Raw genomic sequence first — 19352 nt, 5'->3', positions numbered from 1 at the left:
CGCCGTCGAATCGGATGAAGCGGCCCGTGCGGGGCGTGTAGGGGGATCGGGAAAATGACGGTGTCGTCGTTCGGCGTGGAGTCCGCTGAAAGGGAAGAGGCGTACCTCGCGGGGGCCGAAGTCGTCCGGGAAGCGCCGTGGGGCATCCCCGGACTGGTGCGCGCCGTCCGGCTCCGGCAGCCGGACGCGGTCGCCTGCGAGAGCGAACGGCGAGTGATCACGTACGCCGAACTCGACGCGCTCAGCGACGCCTTCGCGGACGACGTGCTGGCGGCGACGGGAGGCGTGCGGGGCGTCGTCGCCATGGTCCTGCCCCGTGGCATCGACATGATGGTGGCCATGCTGGGCGTGCTCAAAGCGGGCTGCTGGTACCTGCCCGTCGCGCTGGACGAGCCGGACGAACGCCTCCGGGCGATGCTGGAGACCGCCCGCCCGCTGGCCGTGCTCGGCGGGCCCGCACAGGTGGGGGATGCCTTCGCGGGGATCCCCCGGCTGTCCGTCCGCCGTCACCTGCCGCCGTCCCCGTCCGAGCGGCCGCTGCCGAGCACCGGTCCCGACCAGCCGATGTACCTGATGTTCACCTCGGGGTCGAGCGGAAAGCCCAAGGGCGTCCTGCAGGGCAGCGCCGGAGTGGTCAACCGCATCCTGTGGCAGAACCGCACGTTCGGGCTGACCCCCGAGGACCGGATCGTGCAGAAGACGCCTTACACCTTCGACGTGTCCGGGTGGGAGTTCTACTGCCCGCTCACCGTCGGCGCCCGCCTCGTGTTCCTGCCCGAGGGCTGGCACCGCGAGCCGGTCCGGCTGGCCCGCTTCGTGCGCGAACACCGCATCACCGCCTGCCACTTCGTGCCGTCGATGCTGACGGAGTTCCTGCGCACGGTGACGCCCGCCGACGTGGCCTCCGTACGCCTGGTGTTCACCACCGGCGAAGCGCTGCCCGCCCCGCTCTGCGTCGCGTTCCACCAGGTCTTCTCGGCCGGTCTGACCAATCTGTACGGGCCCACCGAGGCGGCCATCGAGGTGTCGTACTGGCCCGTCCCGAAGTCGGTCGCGGCCACCGACCGCGTCCTCATCGGACGCCCCGTCGACAACACCACCCTGCACGTCATGGACGACGCGGGCCGGCCCCTGCCCGCCGGACGTGTGGGGGAGCTGTGGATCGGGGGCGTACAGGTCGCGCTGGGGTACGTCGGTCGGCCGGACCTGACCGCGCGGGCGTTCCCGGAGGTCGGGGGCAGCCGTTTCTACCGGACCGGCGACCTCGTACGGATCAGCGGCGGGGAGCTGGAGTTCCTCGGGCGCGCCGACGACCAGGTCAAGATCCGCGGCGTGCGGATCGAGGCGGCGGAGGTGGAGCGTGCCCTCACCCGGCACCCGGCGGTAGAGGAGGCGGTCGTCGTCGCCGTGGACGACGGGCAGGGCAGCACCGAACTCCTGGCCGCACTCACCCCGGCCGCCTCCGCGGAACCCCCCGGCGACGGCGAACTCCGAGCCCACCTGCGCCGACTGCTGCCACCCGCTTACGCACCCGGCGGGTACCACTGGCTGTCCGTGCTGCCCACACTCACCTCGGGCAAGGCCGACCGCAACGCCGTCCGCGCGACGACGGCCGCTTGGTGGGCCCGCAGGACACGGCCCGTCGAGGCTGACGACGGCACCGACCCGCTGAGCCGCATCTGGTGGGAGACGCTGCCCGCCCCGGCGGGCGGACGCACCGAGGAACTGGGATTCCTCAGCGCGGGCGGGCACTCGCTGCTCGCCGTGCGGGTACTCGGACGTGTCCACGCGGAGTTGGGGGCCGAGCTGCCTCTGTCGCTGCTCCTCAAGGAGGACGCCTCGCTGGCCGGCGTCCGTGCGGCCCTGCGCGACTCGACGCCGTCGGCCGGGCCCGGAGCACTGCCCGCCGTCCCGGCCGCACCCGGGGACCCGGTCCCGCTCCCACCCGAACCGCGCGCGGTGTGGCTCCTGAGCCGACTGTACGATCCGGCCGCGGCGGCGTACAACGTGGTGGCCGCGCTGATACTGCGCGGCCGGGTGGAGCCCGCGCTGCTCGCCGCGGCGCTCGACGACGTGGTGGAGCGCCATCAGGCCCTGCGGCTCCGGATCACCGAGCGGGAGGACGATCGGCCCTGCTTCGAGGAGGTGCCCGGCGCCCGCGTCGTCCTGGAACTGCCGGTCACCGACCGGGCCCTGTTCGAGGACGCGGTCGGCGAGTTCGTCCAGGAGTTCGCCCGGCGGCCGCACCCGATGTCAGAGGCGCCGTTGGCGGGGGCCGCGCTGCTGCGGGGCCCCGCGGCGGGCGAGGCGTGCCTGGTCCTCTCCCTGCACCACGTGATCGCGGATCAGCACACGATGGACGTGGTCCTCTCGGACCTGGCCGCCGCCTACTCTGCGCGGGCCGCCGGACGGGACCCGGGTCTCGCCCCTGCCCCGGACTTCCTCACCCACGCCCGGGAGACCGACGCGTCCGCCGGCTCCCCGCGCCGGAGCCGAGACCTGCGTTACTGGACCGGTCTGCTCGCCGACGCGCCGACGGAGACGGCCCTGCCCTTCCGGTACGCGGCGCAGGGGCCGCCGGGCTTCGAGGGCCGTAGCGTTCTGGCCCGGTACGGTGCCGAGGAGACGCGACGCATCGAAGACGTCTGCCGCGCGCTCGCCGTCACACCCTTCACCCTGTTCCTCACCGGTCTGAGCCTCGTCCTGCGCGGCTGGCTCGGGCGCGACACCCTGGTCCTCGGCGTCCCGGTCTCCCGGCGCCGTAACGCCGGGCACGAGGACATGGCGGGCTTCATGCTGGGCACGCTGCCCCTGCGCGTCGACGTGGACCCGGCCGCCGACGCGGCCGCGGTGCTGAGGCACGTCCGTGACCGGTGTGCCGAGGCGGTGGTCCACGGGGAACCGGACTTCGAGTCCATCGTCCGTGCGCTGGAGCTGCCCACTCGGCCGAACGGGAACCCGCTGTTCGGGATATGGGTGAACGACGTCTCGCACGCCGCCCGGGCCCCGGAGTTCCGCGGGCTCGACTCCGCCTTCCACACACCGGGGCACGCGGCACTCTTCGACGTCAACCTGTACGTGCGCAGGGAGGAGCACTACACCCTGCAACTGACCGTCGCGAAGGACCGGGTGCCGTTCGAGGCGGCCGGGCACTTGCTGGACCAGGTCCGCGATGTGATCCGCCGCGTCCTCGACGACCCCGCCCGGCCGGTGAGCGAAATCGTGCCGGGTGCCGAGGAGGCGGCTCCGCCCGCGCCCCCCGGTCCCCCGGTGGCCCCGCCCGCCGGGGTACTGGACCGGATCAGGGCCGTCGCCGCGCGCACCCCGTCGGCCGTCGCCGTGCGGGAGGCCGGGCGCAGCCTCACGTATGCGGAACTGCTCGCCCGCTCGGATGGCGTGGCGGCCCGGCTGGCCGGTGCCGGGGTGACGGCGGGCGCCCCGGTGCAGGTCCACGGCAGGCGCCGGGCCGGGTGGGCCGAGGCCGTGCTCGGCACCTGGGCGGCCGGTGCTGTCCCGGCCCTCGTGGACGCGGGGCTGCCGCGCGAACTGCTGGCGCACCACAGGGAACTGGTGAGACCGGTTGCCGACGTGACCCTCACAGCCTCCGGTGAGGTGGAGGTGTCCGGCACGGCCGGGGCCGGGGGCGCTCTGCCGGTGCGGGGCCACATCCTGTTCACCTCCGGGACCGGAGGTGTGCCCGCGGCCGTCCTCGCCCCGCACACGGCGCTCGACCACGCCATGGACTGGTACCACGCCCGGTTCCGGCCCACCTCCAGGGACCGGACCGCGCTCCTCGGCGGCCTGGGGCACGACCCGGTCCTGCGTGACCTGCTGGCACCCCTCGGCGCGGGCGGCACCCTGGTGGTCCCGCAGGACGACGTCCTCCGCACGCCGGGCGCCCTGTTCGACTTCCTGTACGACGAGGGGATCACTCTCCTGCACGCCACCCCGGCCCTCCTGGAGATGGCCGCGGCGGGCCACGACGACGCACCGGAACGGCGGCTCACGCGCCTGCGCCTGGTGATGTCCGGCGGCGCCCCGCTCACCGCCGGACTGGCACGCCGCGTCCGTGCGTTCACCGACGCCGTCCTCGTCAACGCGTACGGCACCACCGAGACCCCCCAGATCGCGTCCTGCCAGGTCATCGCGGAGGAGGGCGAGCCGGTGGACGCCGCGCTTCCCGAGGACGCGGCGCTGCCGTTCGGGAGGGGTGTCGCCGGGGCGGAACTCCTGGTCGTGGACGGGCAGGGCAGGCCCTGTGCCGTGGGGCAGCGCGGCGAGATCGTCGTGCGCGGCCACCACCTGGCTACCGGCTACCTCGGGACGGACCGGGTCGACGGTGCCTTCTCCGGGCCCGGGACGCCGGGAGGCGCGCGGACCTTCCGCACCGGCGACCTGGGCAGGCCGGACCCCTGTGGCGGGATCCTTCTGGACGGCCGCCGAGACCGGCAGGTGCTGGTCAACGGCTTCCGGGTGTCGCTGGAGAACGTGGAGGCGGCCGCGCTGCGGCACAGGCGCGTCCGGCAGGCGCGCGCGGAGATGACGATGACCGGACTCGGCGACCGCCTGACGCTGCGGGTGGTGCCCGAGGCGGCGGGACGACCGCCGGGAGTGCCTGAACTGCGCACCCACCTCTCCGCTCTCCTGCCCGGGTACGCGGTACCGCCGCGCATCGATGTGGTGGGCCGGCTGGGCACCGACCACAACCACAAGGCTGCCGGAGGCACGTACGCGCCCGCACCACGCTCCCCGGCACCGGTGACGACGTCGCCCCTGCTAAACCGGATGGGCGCGGTCGCCGAGGAGGTGCTCGGCCGGGCCGTGGGCGTGGACGGCAACTTCTTCGACGAGGGCCTCGACTCGATCGGCCTGCTGCGGTTCCACCGGATGCTCGTCCGGCGGCTGGAGCGGGAGATCGCGGTCTCCGCCCTCTTCGCCCACCCGACCCTGCGGGCCCTGGCGCGGTTCCTGGACGAGGACGGCGGGGCGGCCGATGAGGGACGGCGGAACCTGCGGCCGAGGTCGCGGCCCGCCGTGCGGCGGGGCGACGCGGCGGACCGGCGCCGCACCCTGCGGTCCCGGCTCACCCCGCCGGACCGGGACCCGGGTGGGCAGTGATCCGGACAGGCCCATGGGTCGGCCCCGCAGGCAGACGTCCTGCGGGGCCGACCCATGGGCTGTTTCAGGACACCGGCCCGTAGGCCGCCTCCACGGTGCTGATGAAGTCCTCGTCGGACCCCGGCATCGGGGAGGGCACGGGGACGCAGCCAGCCTCCCGGTACTCCGCGAGCCGTTCTTGCACCTGGGGCCCCGGGCCGATCAGCGAGAACTCCTCGGGCCGCGTGTCCTCGTAGGCGTCCAGCACGTGCCGGTAGTAGGGCAGCATCCGGTACGACGCGGCCGACTTCGCCCACCGCGCCTTCTGCTCCGTCTCGTCCGTCCCGGTGTACGCGGGCAGGATCGTCACGACCGTGAAGTCCTTCTCGTCCTTGCCAAACTCCGCGCAGGCCGCGCGCACGACGGGCATCACCTGCTCGCGGACGTAGCGCAGGGAGGACAGCCAGATCACGATGCCCTCGCCGGTCTCCACGGCGAGACGGATCATCTGGGGGCGGAGCGCCGCGAGGTAGACCGGCACCTTGCCCGGCGGGTCGGTGTACTGCGCGTGGGCGGTGAAGTGCCGGCCGTCGATGTTCACCTCGCCGGTGTCCGTCAGCCGCCGCACGATGTCCACGTACTCGCGCATCACCCCTATGGGCGGGCCCTGACGCAGGCCGAGCACGTACTCGTTGACGAACTTGTGGCTGTAGCCGAGCCCCAGCACGAAGCGTCCGCCGGACAGCTCCGCGAGGGACGCCGCGGCCTGGGCCATGGCGACGGGGTGCCGGGCGTAGACGGGGAGCACGGCCGTGCCGACCGAGATGGACGGGGCGGCCTGGAGGTAGGCCGCCGCGGTGACCAGCGCGTCCCGCTGGTCCGGCTGCTGTTCGAGCCAGACCTGGTCCACGCCGAGCCGCTCGGCGAGGCGCACCCTCTTGAGGAGTTCGTCGGTGCTCTGGTAGCGAGGTGAGATCACCAGAGGTCGCTGGGCCCGGTTCATGACATCACTCCTTTGGTCGGCGCGGTGTCGTCACCGACGGTGATCCGTATGTAGTCGGCGGGGTCTTGGATGCGCTGGAGGTCGGACTCCAGCAGCAGGGCGTCGCCGTCGCGGCCCACTTCGGCGAACCCGGCGAAGGCGTAGGTGATCTGCATCATCCGGTTGCGGCCCGTCTCCACGAAGTCGGCGCGCAGTGCCTCGGCGCCCGCCTCCCGCGCGGAGCGCATCACGTGGGTGAGCAGGATGGTGCCGACCCCGCGCGACATCGTGCGGCAGGACATCAGGAGCAGCCGCAGGTGCCAGTGCGGCCGACCGCGCTCCGCGAGGGCGAGGCCGATCGTGCCGTAGCTCCCGTAGCGGTCGGTCAGTTCGGCGACCAGCAGGACGTGGTCAGGGCTGTTGCTGAGCGCGGCCAGCTCCTCGTAGGAGTAGGTGCGGCCCGTGGAGTTGAGCTGGTTGGTGCGTACGGTCAGTTCCTCGGCGCGCTGGAGGTCGTCCACCCCTGCCCGTCGGATGGTGAACTCCATCTCCAGCTTGGCGAGGAACTCCTCGGGCGTACCCGTGAACTCGCGTTCCTCGTCCTCCCGGACGGCCTGGCTCCGGTACATCTCCCGGCGCCGGGCGGACTCGTCGGTGACGAAGCGCGGGTTGAGCTCGGGCAGGTCCAGCGCGTCGGCCAGGTCCTCCGGCGTGAGGCAGAGCACCTCGGGCAGCGCGTGGGCCACCTCGGCGCGCTCGAACGGCTGGTCGTCCACGAAGGCCAGTGCGTCGATGCTCACGTTGAGCGCGCGGGCGACCTCTCGCAGGGAATCCGACTTCGGGTTCCAGTTGATCTGCGGGTACACGAACATGTCGGCGAGGCCGAGGGCGGTGAGCCGTTCCATGGCGGCCTGCCGGTCGTTGCGGCTGGCGACGGAGTGGAGGACGCCCCGCCGGTCGAGCCGGCGGATGAACTCGACGACCTCGGGGCGCGGGACGACCGCTTCGGCCTCTTCGAGCAGCACGCCGTCCCAGAGGGTGTTGTCGAGGTCCCAGACCACGCACTTGACGCGCCCGCGGCGCGCTTCTGCTTCTTCGGTGGATGTTGTCGTCATGTCCTCAGGCAGCAATCCGGTAGGCCGCGTCTGCGATGGTCAGCTGCTGGATCTCGGAGCTTCCCTCGATGATCTCCATGACCTTCGCGTCACGGTAGTAGCGGGCGACGGAGCTGCCGGGGGCGCAGCCGTTCGCCCCGTGGATCTGGACGGCCTCGTTGGCGTGGCGGGCCGCGCGGGTCGATGCGAAGTACTTCGCGATCATGGTCGCCATGATGGTGCCGGAGTCGTTCGCGTCCTTGAGTCGACCGGCCTCCTCGTAGAGCAGCCGGGCGGCGGCGGTGTCCGTGACCATGTCGGAGACCTTGGCCCGGATCAGGGGGAGGTCGCGCAGCGGGGCACTGCCTACGCGGCGCTCGGTGGTGTAGGAGGCGCAGGCGTCCAGGCAGGCCTGGAGGATGCCGACCGAGCCCGCCGCGACGCTGAGCCGGCCGATGTCGAGGACGCCGGTGAGCAGCATTCCCGATGCGAAGGCCTCCGGCCCCAGCAGCGCCTCGGCGCCCAGGGCGACATCGTGCAGCCGCACGGTGGCCATCAGGCTCGCCCGGGTGCCGAGCATGTCCTCGATCGGCACCACCTCGACGCCGTCCGCTTCCGACGGGACGAGGAAGGCCGCCACCCCGCCCGGTGCGCGGGCGAAGACGAGGAAGAGGCGGGCGTGCTGCCCACCCGTGATCCAGGTCTTGGTCCCCCGCAGGACCCATCCGGTGCCGTCGCGCTCCGCGGTCGTGGTGAGCCCGGTGGCGTCGCTGCCGCTCCCGGGTTCGCTGACGCACAGCGAGCCCGGCGCCGAGCCGGTGGCGAGCTCCGGCAGCCAGCGCGCGCGTTGCTCGGCGGTACCCCAGCGGTGCACCGCGAAGGAGACCATGCTGTGCACGGTCAGCAGGCTGCGCATCGAGGAGCAGCCGCGTCCGACCTCTTCGTGGATCTGGGCCAGCGCGGTGAACGACACGCCCGCCCCACCCGACTCCACGGGCAGGAAGGGGGCCCACAGGCCCGCTTCCGACGCCGTCTTGAGCAGGTCGGCGGGCACCCGGCCCGCTCTGTCGTAGGCGTCGGCGACGGGACGGATGTGGGTGTCGGTAAAACCCCTCGCCGAGTCCCGATCGGTGACCGCCGCCGGTGCGCCGGTGACGGGCGGTTCCGCGGCCCGCGGCTGCGGGCTCGTCATCGGTGTGCCTGCGGTGCGCCCGCGGTGGCGGGCCGGTTGCCGTCGACGAGCTTGGCGATGGAGGCGACGGTCCGGAAGTTGTCGAACCGCAGTTCCTCGTTGGGGATGGTGAAGGCGAACGTCTTCTCGATGAACATCACCAGCTCCATCGCGAAGAGGGAGTTGATGAACCCGAGGGCGAAGATGTCGTCGTCGTGGGTGATGTCGATGTCGGGGAAGCGTCCCCTGATGAACCGGTGGATCTGCTCGCGGGTGTCGTCCGCCATGGTCATACCTCCGTCGGGGCGTAGGAGTAGAACCCGTGCCCGGTCTTCCGGCCGTGGAGCCCCGCCTCGGTCATCTGCTTGAGGAGGGGGCACGGGCGGTACTTGCTGTCGGCGAAGCTCTCGTGGAGGACCTCGATGCTCTGCAGGATGGTGTCGACACCGATGAGGTCGGCGGTCTCCAGCGGGCCCATGGGGTGGTCGAAGCAGCCGCGGAACACCTCGTCCACCGCCTGGGCGGACGCGACGCCCTCATGGACGAGGAAGGCGGCCTCGTTGATGGTCAACATGAGCACGCGGTTGGAGACGAATCCGCTCGCGTCCCTGACCTGTATGGGCTTCTTGTCCAGGGTGGCGAGGAGCTCCCTGGTACGTGCGAGCGTCTTCTCGGACGTGTGATGGCCGGGGATGAGTTCCACCACGCGCTTGAGCGGCACCGGATTCATGAAGTGCACGCCGACGACGCGGTCGGCCCGGTCCGTCGCGGAGGCGATCCGCGTGATGGGAATGGCCGATGTGTTCGCGATGAAAACGCATTCCGGATCGCACGCGGCATCCAGTCGCGGATACAGCGACCGCTTGAGTTCCCAGCTCTCCGTGATGTTCTCCACCAGGAAATCGGCCGGTGCCAGGGAGGCGATGTCCGTTTCGAAGGTGATCGCCTCAAGAACGCTGTCCGCGTCCACAGCTGGGCCGCCCAGAAGGCGGCTCGTCCTGCAGTTCTGCTCGATCCGATTCCTCGCCTGCCGAAGAATTGTGTCATTCAGATCGTTGAGTACGACGCGGTGTCCCGACTGGGCGGCCGACTGTGCCACCCCGACTCCCATGACCCCCGCGCCCACGACACCGATCACAGCCATAACCCACTCCGTCCTGTCATCGCGATCAGCCTTGGCCGGTCGCCGTACTCAGGTCAAGTGACCCTCTGGCGGGAGGGTTCCGGAGGCGGTGACAGTTTGTGGACAGCAGCAACCTGCCACCGCGCACGTCTGGACACCCTTGTGGCGCCCACGCCCACACTGAGGGGCAATCACGCTTGTTGACGGGGTGCGGTGGAGGGGAACCTTGAAGCTGGAACAACCGATACGTGACCACGACATCGCGGTGATCGGCATGTCGGGCCGTTTTCCCGGTGCATCGAATGTTGCTGGCTTGTGGGAGAATCTCGCGAACGGGGTTGAATCGTTCGCGCAGCTCACCGACGACGAATTGCGTGACGCGCTGGTCGACGAACGTCTGATCGCGAATCCCGACTACGTCAAAGTGCGCCCGGTGCTCGATGACATCCGCGGTTTCGACGCGCGGTTCTTCGGATACAGCCCGCGCGAGGCCGAAATAGCCGACCCGCAGCAGCGAATTTTCCTGGAATGCGTGTGGGAGGCACTGGAGGGCGCGGGCTACGGCAGGGCCGACACCCGCGGACGGGTCGGCCTCTTCGCCGGCGCCAACTTCAGTATGTACATGATCAACCGGTTCGCGGGTCCGGCGGGTATCGCCCACATGGACCCGTACGAGCTGATGATCGGCAACGACAAGGACGCGCTCGCCACCGTCATCGCCTACCGCCTCGACCTGACGGGGCCGGCGGTCTCCGTGCAGACCTTCTGCTCGACCTCGGCGACCGCGATGCACCTGGCCTGCCAGAGCATCAGGCGCGGGGAGAGCGACATCGCCCTGGCCGGCGGTGTCTGCGTGCGCGTTCCCGACCGAGTGGGGCATCTGCACTTCGAGGGCGGAATGGAGTCGCCCGACGGCCACATCCGCACGTTCGACGCGGAGGCGCGAGGGGGTGTCTTCGGCGACGGAGCGGGTGTCGTCGCCCTCAAGTCGATGCGGCAGGCGGTCGCCGACCGTGACACGGTGCTCGCGGTGATCCGGGGCAGCGCCATGAACAACGACGGTGCCTCCAAGTTCAGTTACACCGCGCCCAGCGTCGTCGGGCAGGCCCGCGCGGTGGAGGATGCGCTGCGGGACGCGGACGTCTCGCCGAGGGACATCTCCTACGTCGAGGCGCACGGCACCGCCACCGAGCTGGGCGACCCGATCGAGGTCGCGGCCCTTTCTCGGGCCTTCAAGGCCGCCGAACGCACCCGTAGCGGCGAGGAGTTGGACGAGCGCGGCTACTGCGCGATCGGCTCGGTGAAGACCAACGTCGGCCATCTCGACCGTGCCGCCACGGTGACCGGGATGATCAAGGTGGTCGAGGCCCTGCGCCACGAGCACATCCCGCAGTCGTTGCACTTCGAGAATCCCAACCCGGAGATCGACTTCGCGCGCAGCCCGTTCTACGTGGCCGGTAAGCCCGAGCGCTGGAGTCGGCAGCCGGGCCGGCCGCGGCTCGCGGGGCTCAACGGCCTCGGCATGGGCGGCACCAACGTACACATGATCGTGCAGGAGGCGCCCGCACCTCGGAACCGCCCCGCCGACTCTCGGCGCTGGCACGTCCTCCCGCTCTCGGCCCAGGCCGAAGGGGCCTGCGAGGAGCAGCGCGCCGACCTGGCGCAGCACCTGACGGCGCAGCCCGACGTGTCGCTCGGGGACATCGGCTTCACCTTGCACATGGGGCGTTCGCTGTTCTCGCACCGTCAGGTGTGCGTCGCCGGTTCGGCGGCAGGCGCCGCCGAGGTCCTGTCCGGCGGGACGGCGGCCGACGCGTCGCTGCTGGTCCGGCAGGACGCCACGCGCGGCCGCCGGGTGGGGCTGGTCTTCGCCGGTGTGGGCGAGCACTACGCCGGGATGGTCGGCGAGTTGTACCGGACGGAACCGGTCTTCCGCAAGCACCTCGACCACGGCAGGGACATCCTCGCCTCGTACTCCGCGATCGACGTCGTGACACCGCTCGTCGCAGAGCGTTCCGCGCGGGGCGGAGACCTGGCCGCCCTGATGGGGCGCGGCTCGGGGCCCGCGGACGACCCGTTCGCCGACACACGGATCGCGCAGCCAGCGGTGTTCCTGGCCGAGTACGCGCTCGCGGCGACGCTCATGGAATGGGGACTCAAGCCCGCTGCCGTGCTCGGGTACAGCGTCGGCGAGTACGTGGCGGCCACCCTGGCGGGGGTGCTCTCGCTCCCCGACGCGCTGCGTCTTGTGGCCCACCGGGCCGAGCTGATCGCGGAGCTGCCCCCGGGGGCGATGCTGGCCGTGGGGCTCACCCGCGAGGAGCTGTCCGCCAGGGTTCCCGACCTCGAAGCGCGGGGGCTGGACCTCGGCGCGGTCGTGCCGGGGCAGGCCGTGGTGGCCGGGCCCGTGGACGCCGTACGCGAACTGGCTGCGTCCATGCGGGCCGAGGACATCGTCTGCCGCGAACTGCAGACCACACACGCCTTCCACTCCCGGATGCTCGCCCCGAAGGCGGACGAACTCACCCGGTGGATCGCCGAGCACATCACTCTTTCCGCGCCAGTCCTGCCGTGCATGTCGAACGTGACGGGCGCGGAGATGGACGCCGCTCTCGTCACGGATCCCGCGTACTGGGCCCGCCACATGTGCTCCCCGGTGCGGTTCGAGGAAGGGCTTGGCGCGATGCTGGGCCGGGAGGACATGACGCTGATCGAGATCGGGCCTGGCCGGTCGCTGGGCGCGATGGCGCGGGCGCACGACGCCTGCGAGCGCTCCCGCTGGCCGCTGATCGTCTCCACCCTGCCCGCCGCGAGCGAAGACCGGGGGGACGACCGTTCCCTTGCCGAGTGCCTCGGTGAGCTGTGGCTGTGTGGGGTCGACGTCGACTGGGACGCCTACCACCGGGCCGGACGTGACTTCACGCCGGGCCGCGTGCAGCTGCCGACGTACCCGTTCCAGCGGCAGGAGTACTGGTACGAATCCGGGTGGACACCGCCGTCCCAGGTGGTCGGCGGCCTGCCGGAGAACGCCGATCAGACCGGCGGCTACGAGGAGCTGCCCCTGCTGCCCGAGTCGCGGTGGATGCACCTCCCTGTCTGGCGGCAGCGCCTCCCGCAGCCCCGCATGAGCGACCAGGGAAGCGAGTGGACCGTCTTCACGGACGGCGACGAAGGTGACCGGATCGTCGCGGAACTGCGCAGGCGGAGCGCCGAGGGGTGCGGGATCGTCGAGGTGCGCCCCGGTGACGCCTTCGCCGTCGACGGCGAAGGCTACCGGATCCGGCCGGGCAACACACAGGACACGCTGGAACTGTTCGCCGCACTGAGAGAGCGCGGGCAACTGCCGGACCGCGTCCTGCATCTGTGGGCCATGGGGGACTCCGAGACCGGGGACACGGTGCGTCGCGGCGCCCACACCCTGATCGCGCTGGCCCGCGCCGCGCACGAGACCGGCTTCGGGCCGTGGAAGCTCGACGTGGTCACCTCGGGTGTCCACCAGGTCACGGGCGACGAGGTCGTCAGTCCCGAACGGGCGACGGTGATCGGCCCCTGCACGATCATCCCGGTGGAGTGCCCGGGGGTCACCCTGCGCACCCTCGACCTGGTGGATGGCGTACCCGCCCCGGCGGCGCGGGTCGTGGAGGAGCTCTGCTCCGAGCCCGGGAACCAGGTGGTGGCGCTGCGGGGCGGGAAGGTCTGGACGCTCGGTTACGAGGCGCTCGACCTCGCCGAAGTGCGAGAGCCCTCCGAACCCGCCGCCGAGATACGCCCGGAAGGGGTGTATCTGATCACCGGTGGTCTCGGCGGGATCGGCCTTGCCATGGCCTCGCGCCTGGCCGGGGAATACCGGGCCCGACTGGTGCTGATGGGGCGCACCCCGGTGCCGCCCCGGGAGCAGTGGGACGCGGTCCTCGCCGACCCCTCGGCGACCGAGGAGGTACGCCGGCGCATCGAGGCGCTGCGTGAACTCTCCGACAAGGGAGCCGAGTTCATCGTGGTGCAGGCCGATGTGTCGGTGCCCGCTGACGTGGAGCGCGCGGTGGCCGCGGCGCGGGAGCGGTTCGGGGCGCTGCACGGCGTCCTGCACGCGGCGGGCGTGCCGGGCGTCGGCATGATGCAGTTCAAGTCGGCCGAGGACGTCGACCGGGTGCTCGCCCCCAAGGTGGCGGGAACCCTGGCGCTCGCCCAGGCGCTCAAGGACGTGCCGCTCGACTTCGTGGCGCTGTTCTCCTCGGTCTCCTCGGTCACCGGCGCCCTGGGGCAGGCCGACTACTCGGCGGCCAATGCCTTCCTCGACGCCTTCGCGAGCAGTGGGGCGCTGCCACAGGCCAGGGTCGTCTCCATCGGTTGGGGCGAGTGGGAGTGGAACGGCTGGAAGTCGGGCCTCGACGGCTACGAGCCGGTGCTGCGTGAGTTCTACGAACAGCACCGGGACCTGTTCGGCATCGATTTCGACGCCGGTTGGCGTTATCTGCTGCGGGCCCTGGCCCGTCCCGAGCCCCATGTGTTCGTCTCCACCCAGGACTTCGCCACGCTGGTGCTGGGCAGCCGGAGTCACACCATGGAGGACATCCAGGAGAACGCCCGGCGCGGGCGGGGAGAGAAGCGCCACCCGCGGCCCGAGCTCTCCACGCTCTTCGTGCCGCCCCGTGACGCGACCGAGACCCTGATCGCGGAGGTCTGGGCGGACGCGCTGGGCATGGAGCAGGTCGGCATCCACGACAACTTCTTCGACCTGGGCGGCAATTCGCTCCTCGGTGTGGGGATCGTGGCGGCCATCCGCAGGGGGCTGGAGCTGGACCGGCTCGCGGCCCACGTCATCTACCAGGCACCCACGGTCGCCACGCTCGCAGCGGTGGCCGTCCCCGCGGCGAAGACGCCGGAGGGGGCGGAGAACGACCGCTCGGAGCAGGTGAAGGGCCGCTCGGTGCAGCGGCAGGAGCGTCTGGCCCGCAGGCGCGCCGGACAACGGGGAGGTTCCGAGTCATGACCGACGTCGACTACGACGCCGCTGTCGCCGTCATCGGCATGGCCGGGCGTTTCCCCGGCTCCACGAACGTGGAGGATTTCTGGTCCGCGCTGATAGAGGGTCGGCCGGGGCTGCGTGAACTGGACGAGGAGGAGCTCGTCGCCGCCGGTGTCGGCCCGGCGCAGTTGGCGAACCCGTCGTACGTGCGTACCGGCGCCCCGCTGGAGGGGACGGACCTGTTCGACGCGGGGATGTTCGGCTTCAGCCGGCACGAGGCGGAACTGATGGACCCGCAGCACCGGCTGCTGCTCGAGTGCTCCTGGGAGGCGCTGGAGCACGCCGGATACCAGCCCACCGCGGTGCCGGGACGGGTCGGTGTCTTCGCGGGCTGCGGTCACCCCGACTACCTGTACCACGTGGGGCAGAAGGCGATGGCCCAGCCCGGCGGCTCGCTGCTGATGGCGATCGGCAACGAACGCGACTCGCTGGGCTCCCTGGTCTCCTACAAGCTTGGCCTGACCGGCCCCAGCATCACTGTGCAGACGTTCTGTTCCACCTCGCTGGTGGCCGTGCACATGGCCGCGCAGAGCCTGCTGAACTTCGAGTGCGACGCTGCCCTCGCAGGCGGCGCCTTCATCCCCCTGCCGCAGAAGGCCGGGTACGTGTACGAGGAGGGCGGGATCCTCTCCCCCGACGGGCAGATCCACGCCTTCGGGGCGGGCGCCCGCGGCAGCGTCATCGGCAGCGGGGTTTCCGTGGTCGCCCTGAAGCGGCTCGCCGACGCGATCGAGGATGGCGACCACATCGAGGCGGTGATCCTGGGCTCGGCCGTCAACAACGACGGGAGGGCTTGCGCTGGTTACACCGCTCCGGGGGTGGACGGGCAGGCGGAGGTGATGGAGCAGGCGATCTCCTTCGCGGGCGTACGGCCGGAGACCATCGGGTACGTGGAGTGTCACGCGACCGGCACCCAGTTGGGCGACTCCATCGAACTGGCCGCGCTGGCACGGGCCTTCCCCGAGGACATGGGCCGCAAGGTCGTTCTCGGCTCGCTCAAGCCGAGCATCGGCCACCTCGACCGGGCCTCGGGCACCACCGGTCTGATCAAGGCCGCGTTGGCGCTGTCCCGGCGAGTGCTCCCCGCTGTGGAGGGCTACGAGGACCCCAACCCGGTGCTCGCCACCGAGCGGGACCGCTTCACCGTCCTGGACAAGCACCAGGACTGGCCCGAGGAGCCGCAGCCGCGGCGCGCCGGTGTCAGCTCCTTCGGGCTCGGCGGCACCAACGCCCACGTCGTACTCGAAGAGCCGTCGCCGCGTCCGCGCGGGCCGCGCCGCGAGGGACCCCAGCTGCTGGTGCTTTCCGCGCGGGACGCGACCGCCCTGGACGAGGCGACCCGTGCCCTGGCCGTCCACCTCGACGCGCACCCGGAGGTGGACCTGGCCGACGTGGCGTTCACGCTCCAGCGCTCGCGGGCGCAGTTCCCTGTCCGGCGGGCCCTCGTCTGCGCGGACACCGCCGAGGCGCTCGCGGTCCTCTCGGATCCCGCGCGGTGGCCCGAAGCCGTTTCAGGGCAGCACGAGCCGGTGGCCGAGCCGACGGACGCGGGCACCTGGGACGTGCCGGACGCGTGGCGAGAGGAACTACTCGAGGCGCTCACACGCCTGCTCGGCGACGACGCGACGGCGAACGTGGCGGACGACGCGCTCGTGCGCGGTCTGCGTCGGCTGGGTTGCCGGGTCGCCGCACCGACGGACGACGGCGCCGCGGACGCCCCCGGCGCCGTCCGCGTCCGCCTGGAAGGCTCGGCCCTGATCCCCGCCGAGCAGTGGCTGCTGGAGAGCGTCGGGCGACTGTGGACGGGCGGGGCCGCCGTGGAGTGGGCGGCCATCGACCGCGCCGGCGCCCGGCGCGTCGCTCTGCCCACTTACCCCTTCCAGCGCCGCAGTTACTGGGTCGACCCGCCGGAGACGCCGTACCTGCCGGGCGAGGCCGAGGACGAGGGCCGGACCGACGACGTCGGCCGGTGGACGTACGCGCCCACCTGGCACCGCAGGCCCGCCGTGCAGGTCCCCCTGCCCGCACCGGTTGCCGACGCGGGCCCCTGGCTGGTTCTCGCCTCGGAGGAGTGGGGCGAGTCGCTCGCCGCGGCGGTGCGGTCGGCCGGGGGCGACGTCGTCGTGGCCCGGCCGGGTCCGGCCTTCGGCGGCAGCCCGGATGAGGGCTTCACCTTCAGGCCGGCCGACGCCGAGGACGCACACCGACTCCTGGGCGCCCTCGGCACCCCGCCCCGGACCGTGGTCCACACGCTCTCCCTCGGCGCCCTCGGCAGGCCCTTCGAGGATCAGCAGACCGCCGGGTTCGACGCGGTCCGGGTGCTGGCGGGTGCGCTCGCACAGCACGCACCCTCGCAGGCGCTCGACATCCTCTGCCTGACGCGGGAGGGCGTGCAGATCGCCGGCTCGGAACCGCGTGACCCGGCGCAGGCCGCTCTGGCCGCCCTGCTGCCGGTACTCGCGCAGGAGAACCCTGGCTGGACGTGCCGGCACGTCGACCTCGGCCGCGTGGCCGGAGGTCTGTCGGCCGGGAGGCAGGTGGCGGCCGTCCTCGGCGAGGCGGGCACCGCGTACGAGGGACCGGTCGCCCTGCGGGGCACCGGACGCTGGGTCCGCGGCCACGAACCGCTGCCGCTCGCCGCCGTGTCCGGGCCGGAGGGCCCGCTCGCGCCGGGCTCGACCGTGCTGATCACCGGCGGGCTGGGCCACGTCGGGCTGATCCTGGCCCGGCACCTGGCCGTGGTGCGCGGCTGCCGGGTGGTACTCACCGGACGTACCGCCCTGCCGGCGCCCGAGCGGTGGCGGGACTTCCTCGCGCAGGGCGACGATCCGGAGTCCAGGGCCCACCGGTGCGTCAAGGCGCTGGTGGAGATCGAGGACGCGGGCGGCCGGGTCCTGGTGGCTGCGGCCGACGTGTCCGACGCGGCACGGATGCGCGCGGTGGTGGAGAGCGCCGAAGCGCACTTCGGCGGCATCGACCTGGTGGTGCACGGGGCCGGTGTCTCCGACCCCGCCGCCTTCGGGCCCGCGCACATGGTGGACGAGGCGGGGAGCAGTGCCCACTTCACCGCGAAGGTCGGCGGATTCCACAGCCTCCAGGAGGCCCTGGGTGACCGGCCCGTCCCGGGGATCACCATGTCTTCGCTCTCCGCGGTGCTCGGCGGACTGGCGCTGGGCCCCTACGGCGCGGCCAACGCCGCGCTGGACGCCTGCGCGCTGGGCGAGCGGGCCTCCGGCGGCAGGACGTGGCTCACGGTGAACTGGGACACCTGGCGTCCCGACACACAGGACCCCACGCACAGCGCCGAGTTCGACATGTCACCGCAGGAGGCCGTCGAGGTCTTCGAGCGCGCCGTCGGCGCCCTCGACCACACGGACCACCTGGTGATCTCAACCGGTTCGCTGACGGCCCGCCACGACCGGTGGGTCGTGCGGAACGGCCGGGACGAGGACGCCGGGCCGGACGAGGACGAGCGCGACCCCCGTCCCGACCTGTCCACCCCCTACCTGGCACCCGAACCGGGCACCGAGCAGGAGTTGGCGGACCTCTGGGCCGCGGTCCTGCGGCTGGACCGGGTCGGCGCCGACGACGATTTCTTCCGCCTGGGCGGTACGTCGGTGGTGGCCATCCAGCTGATCGCCCGGGTACGCGAACAGCTGGGCATCCCCGTCCCCGCCACCGCGCTGCTCGGATATCCCACGGTGCGTGGTCTGGCCGAGCAGATCGACGAGGCACGGGACAGGGCGTAGCCGCGGGGAAGGCCGGGGAGCGGGTGTCAGGCCACGGGCGGCGCGGACTGCCGCGCCGCCCCCACCCGCACCCCGGCCTGGAACCTGCTGACGGCGTCGAGGTCGCGCAGCACCGCCGCGATGTGCCGACGGCAGGTGCGTACGGAAATGCCGAGCCTGCGGGCCACCGCCTCGTCGGTGAGGCCGTCGGCCAGTAGCTGGACGATGGTGAGGTGGAGGCTGTCAGCCACCGTCCGGTAGCCGCTCTCCTCGGCCGAGTACTGCTGCGCGCCCGACCAGGTGCACTCGACGAGGTCCAGGAGGAGGCCCACGGCCGAGCGGCTGTGGATCATCACGCCCGCCGACTCGTCGGCACCGCCGCCCTCGTTCAGGAGGAAGGCGGTCTCCTCGTCGAAGGCCACGAGCTGACGGCCCAGTTCACCTGTGGTCCGGATCTCCGCCCCGCCGATGTGCAGGCGGGTGAGGACCTTGCGGGCGCGTATGTCGGAGCGTACGGCGTGCTGGAGGAGCAGGCGGACGCGGACCCCGCGGGCCAGGAGACCCAGTGCCCCGTCCGCCACCCGGGCCGAGGTCTCGTCCCCCGTGGACAGGAGTCCGTTGGGCAGGAGGGCGACGTACTCGCCCGAGCAGTGCTCCGCCGCCAGGTACAGGTGCCCGGCGAGTTCGTCGGCGTCCCTCAGCTCCACCAGGGAGGCATCGCCGTCACTCGCACTCCTGCGGGTCTCCAGATAGTGCGGCCGGAAGTCGTTGAGGCGCTGTCGGAGCCGGCTGATCGTGGCCCTGCGGCGGTGCACCTCCTCGTCGATCGGCAGGATCAGTGACGCCTGGGCGACGTCCGGGTCGACGGGAAACAGGACGGTCGCCCCGCCCGTTCCCCGCTCCTCGCGCAGCAGATGGAGCTCCTTGAGGTGCGCCACCGCGGCACGGACCCGGTCGGTGCCCAGCCCCAGCTCCGCCGCGAACAGCTCGTCGTCCTCGACGATGCTGCCGCGGCGGAGCGCGTGTGCGTACACGCGCGCCGGCTCGGAACCGGGCACGTCCGCGTCTGCCGTGCCGAGACCGGCGAATCCGTCTGACAGTGATATCGGTGTTCTTTGCATACGCCCGTCC

Annotated in this window: 9 protein-coding genes; 3 read left to right on the top strand and 6 right to left on the bottom strand. The window is 72.0% G+C overall.

From position 1 onward, the window contains the following. Positions 1-54 precede the first annotated feature (54 nt). Positions 55-5118, top strand: a complete 5064-nt coding sequence (locus tag ACGFX9_RS35200) for an amino acid adenylation domain-containing protein (RefSeq protein ID WP_393482825.1) — start codon at positions 55-57, stop codon at positions 5116-5118. A gap of 64 nt (positions 5119-5182) precedes the next feature. Here the strand turns inward: ACGFX9_RS35200 and ACGFX9_RS35195 are convergent, their stop codons facing one another. From ACGFX9_RS35195 to ACGFX9_RS35175, 5 genes are read right to left on the bottom strand one after another with little or no spacing between them, the layout of a single operon-like run. After that, positions 5183-6100, bottom strand: coding sequence for an LLM class flavin-dependent oxidoreductase (locus ACGFX9_RS35195; RefSeq protein ID WP_393482821.1), 918 nt, complete (start codon positions 6098-6100; stop codon positions 5183-5185). Then, positions 6097-7194, bottom strand: a complete 1098-nt coding sequence (locus ACGFX9_RS35190) for an HAD-IIIC family phosphatase (protein ID WP_393482819.1) — start codon at positions 7192-7194, stop codon at positions 6097-6099. The genes ACGFX9_RS35195 and ACGFX9_RS35190 overlap by 4 nt, the downstream gene beginning before the upstream one ends. Before the next feature lie 4 nt (positions 7195-7198). Then, the gene (locus ACGFX9_RS35185; protein WP_393482816.1) at positions 7199-8365 is read right to left on the bottom strand and encodes an acyl-CoA dehydrogenase family protein; all 1167 of its coding nucleotides are present in this window, start codon (positions 8363-8365) and stop codon (positions 7199-7201) included. Beyond that, positions 8362-8631: an acyl carrier protein gene (locus ACGFX9_RS35180; RefSeq protein WP_393482813.1), complete on the bottom strand. Its 270-nt coding sequence runs from the start codon at positions 8629-8631 to the stop codon at positions 8362-8364. The genes ACGFX9_RS35185 and ACGFX9_RS35180 overlap by 4 nt, the downstream gene beginning before the upstream one ends. 2 nt (positions 8632-8633) lie before the next feature. Further along, positions 8634-9488, bottom strand: a complete 855-nt coding sequence (locus ACGFX9_RS35175) for a 3-hydroxyacyl-CoA dehydrogenase family protein (RefSeq protein WP_393482811.1) — start codon at positions 9486-9488, stop codon at positions 8634-8636. 187 nt (positions 9489-9675) lie between these two features. Between ACGFX9_RS35175 and ACGFX9_RS35170 the strand changes: the two genes are divergently transcribed. Both ACGFX9_RS35170 and ACGFX9_RS35165 read left to right on the top strand, forming a co-directional pair. After that, complete coding sequence (locus tag ACGFX9_RS35170; protein ID WP_393482808.1) at positions 9676-14457, top strand: SDR family NAD(P)-dependent oxidoreductase; 4782 nt, start codon at positions 9676-9678, stop codon at positions 14455-14457. Then, positions 14454-18242, top strand: coding sequence for an SDR family NAD(P)-dependent oxidoreductase (locus ACGFX9_RS35165; RefSeq protein ID WP_393482806.1), 3789 nt, complete (start codon positions 14454-14456; stop codon positions 18240-18242). The genes ACGFX9_RS35170 and ACGFX9_RS35165 overlap by 4 nt, the downstream gene beginning before the upstream one ends. Positions 18243-18268: 26 nt before the next feature. Here the strand turns inward: ACGFX9_RS35165 and ACGFX9_RS35160 are convergent, their stop codons facing one another. Further along, positions 18269-19342, bottom strand: coding sequence for a helix-turn-helix domain-containing protein (locus tag ACGFX9_RS35160; RefSeq protein ID WP_393482804.1), 1074 nt, complete (start codon positions 19340-19342; stop codon positions 18269-18271). Between the last annotated feature and the right edge of the window lie 10 nt (positions 19343-19352).

It is taken from the genome of Streptomyces sp. NPDC048436, from assembly GCF_043200355.1.
Classification (GTDB): Bacteria; Actinomycetota; Actinomycetes; order Streptomycetales; family Streptomycetaceae; genus Streptomyces.
Note: the sequence above shows the minus strand (reverse complement) of the source record. Positions and strands in the feature narration are given on the sequence as shown.

Bases quoted from the DNA above. Each gene is read 5' to 3' on its own strand.
- ACGFX9_RS35175 (WP_393482811.1), bottom strand. From the start codon at position 9,488: ATGGCTGTGATCGGTGTCGTGGGCGCGGGGGTCATGGGAGTCGGGGTG.
- ACGFX9_RS35185 (WP_393482816.1), bottom strand. From the start codon at position 8,365: ATGACGAGCCCGCAGCCGCGGGCCGCGGAACCGCCCGTCACCGGCGCA.
- ACGFX9_RS35200 (WP_393482825.1), top strand. From the start codon at position 55: ATGACGGTGTCGTCGTTCGGCGTGGAGTCCGCTGAAAGGGAAGAGGCG.
- ACGFX9_RS35190 (WP_393482819.1), bottom strand. From the start codon at position 7,194: ATGACGACAACATCCACCGAAGAAGCAGAAGCGCGCCGCGGGCGCGTC.
- ACGFX9_RS35165 (WP_393482806.1), top strand. From the start codon at position 14,454: ATGACCGACGTCGACTACGACGCCGCTGTCGCCGTCATCGGCATGGCC.
- ACGFX9_RS35180 (WP_393482813.1), bottom strand. From the start codon at position 8,631: ATGGCGGACGACACCCGCGAGCAGATCCACCGGTTCATCAGGGGACGC.
- ACGFX9_RS35195 (WP_393482821.1), bottom strand. From the start codon at position 6,100: ATGAACCGGGCCCAGCGACCTCTGGTGATCTCACCTCGCTACCAGAGC.
- ACGFX9_RS35160 (WP_393482804.1), bottom strand. From the start codon at position 19,342: ATGCAAAGAACACCGATATCACTGTCAGACGGATTCGCCGGTCTCGGC.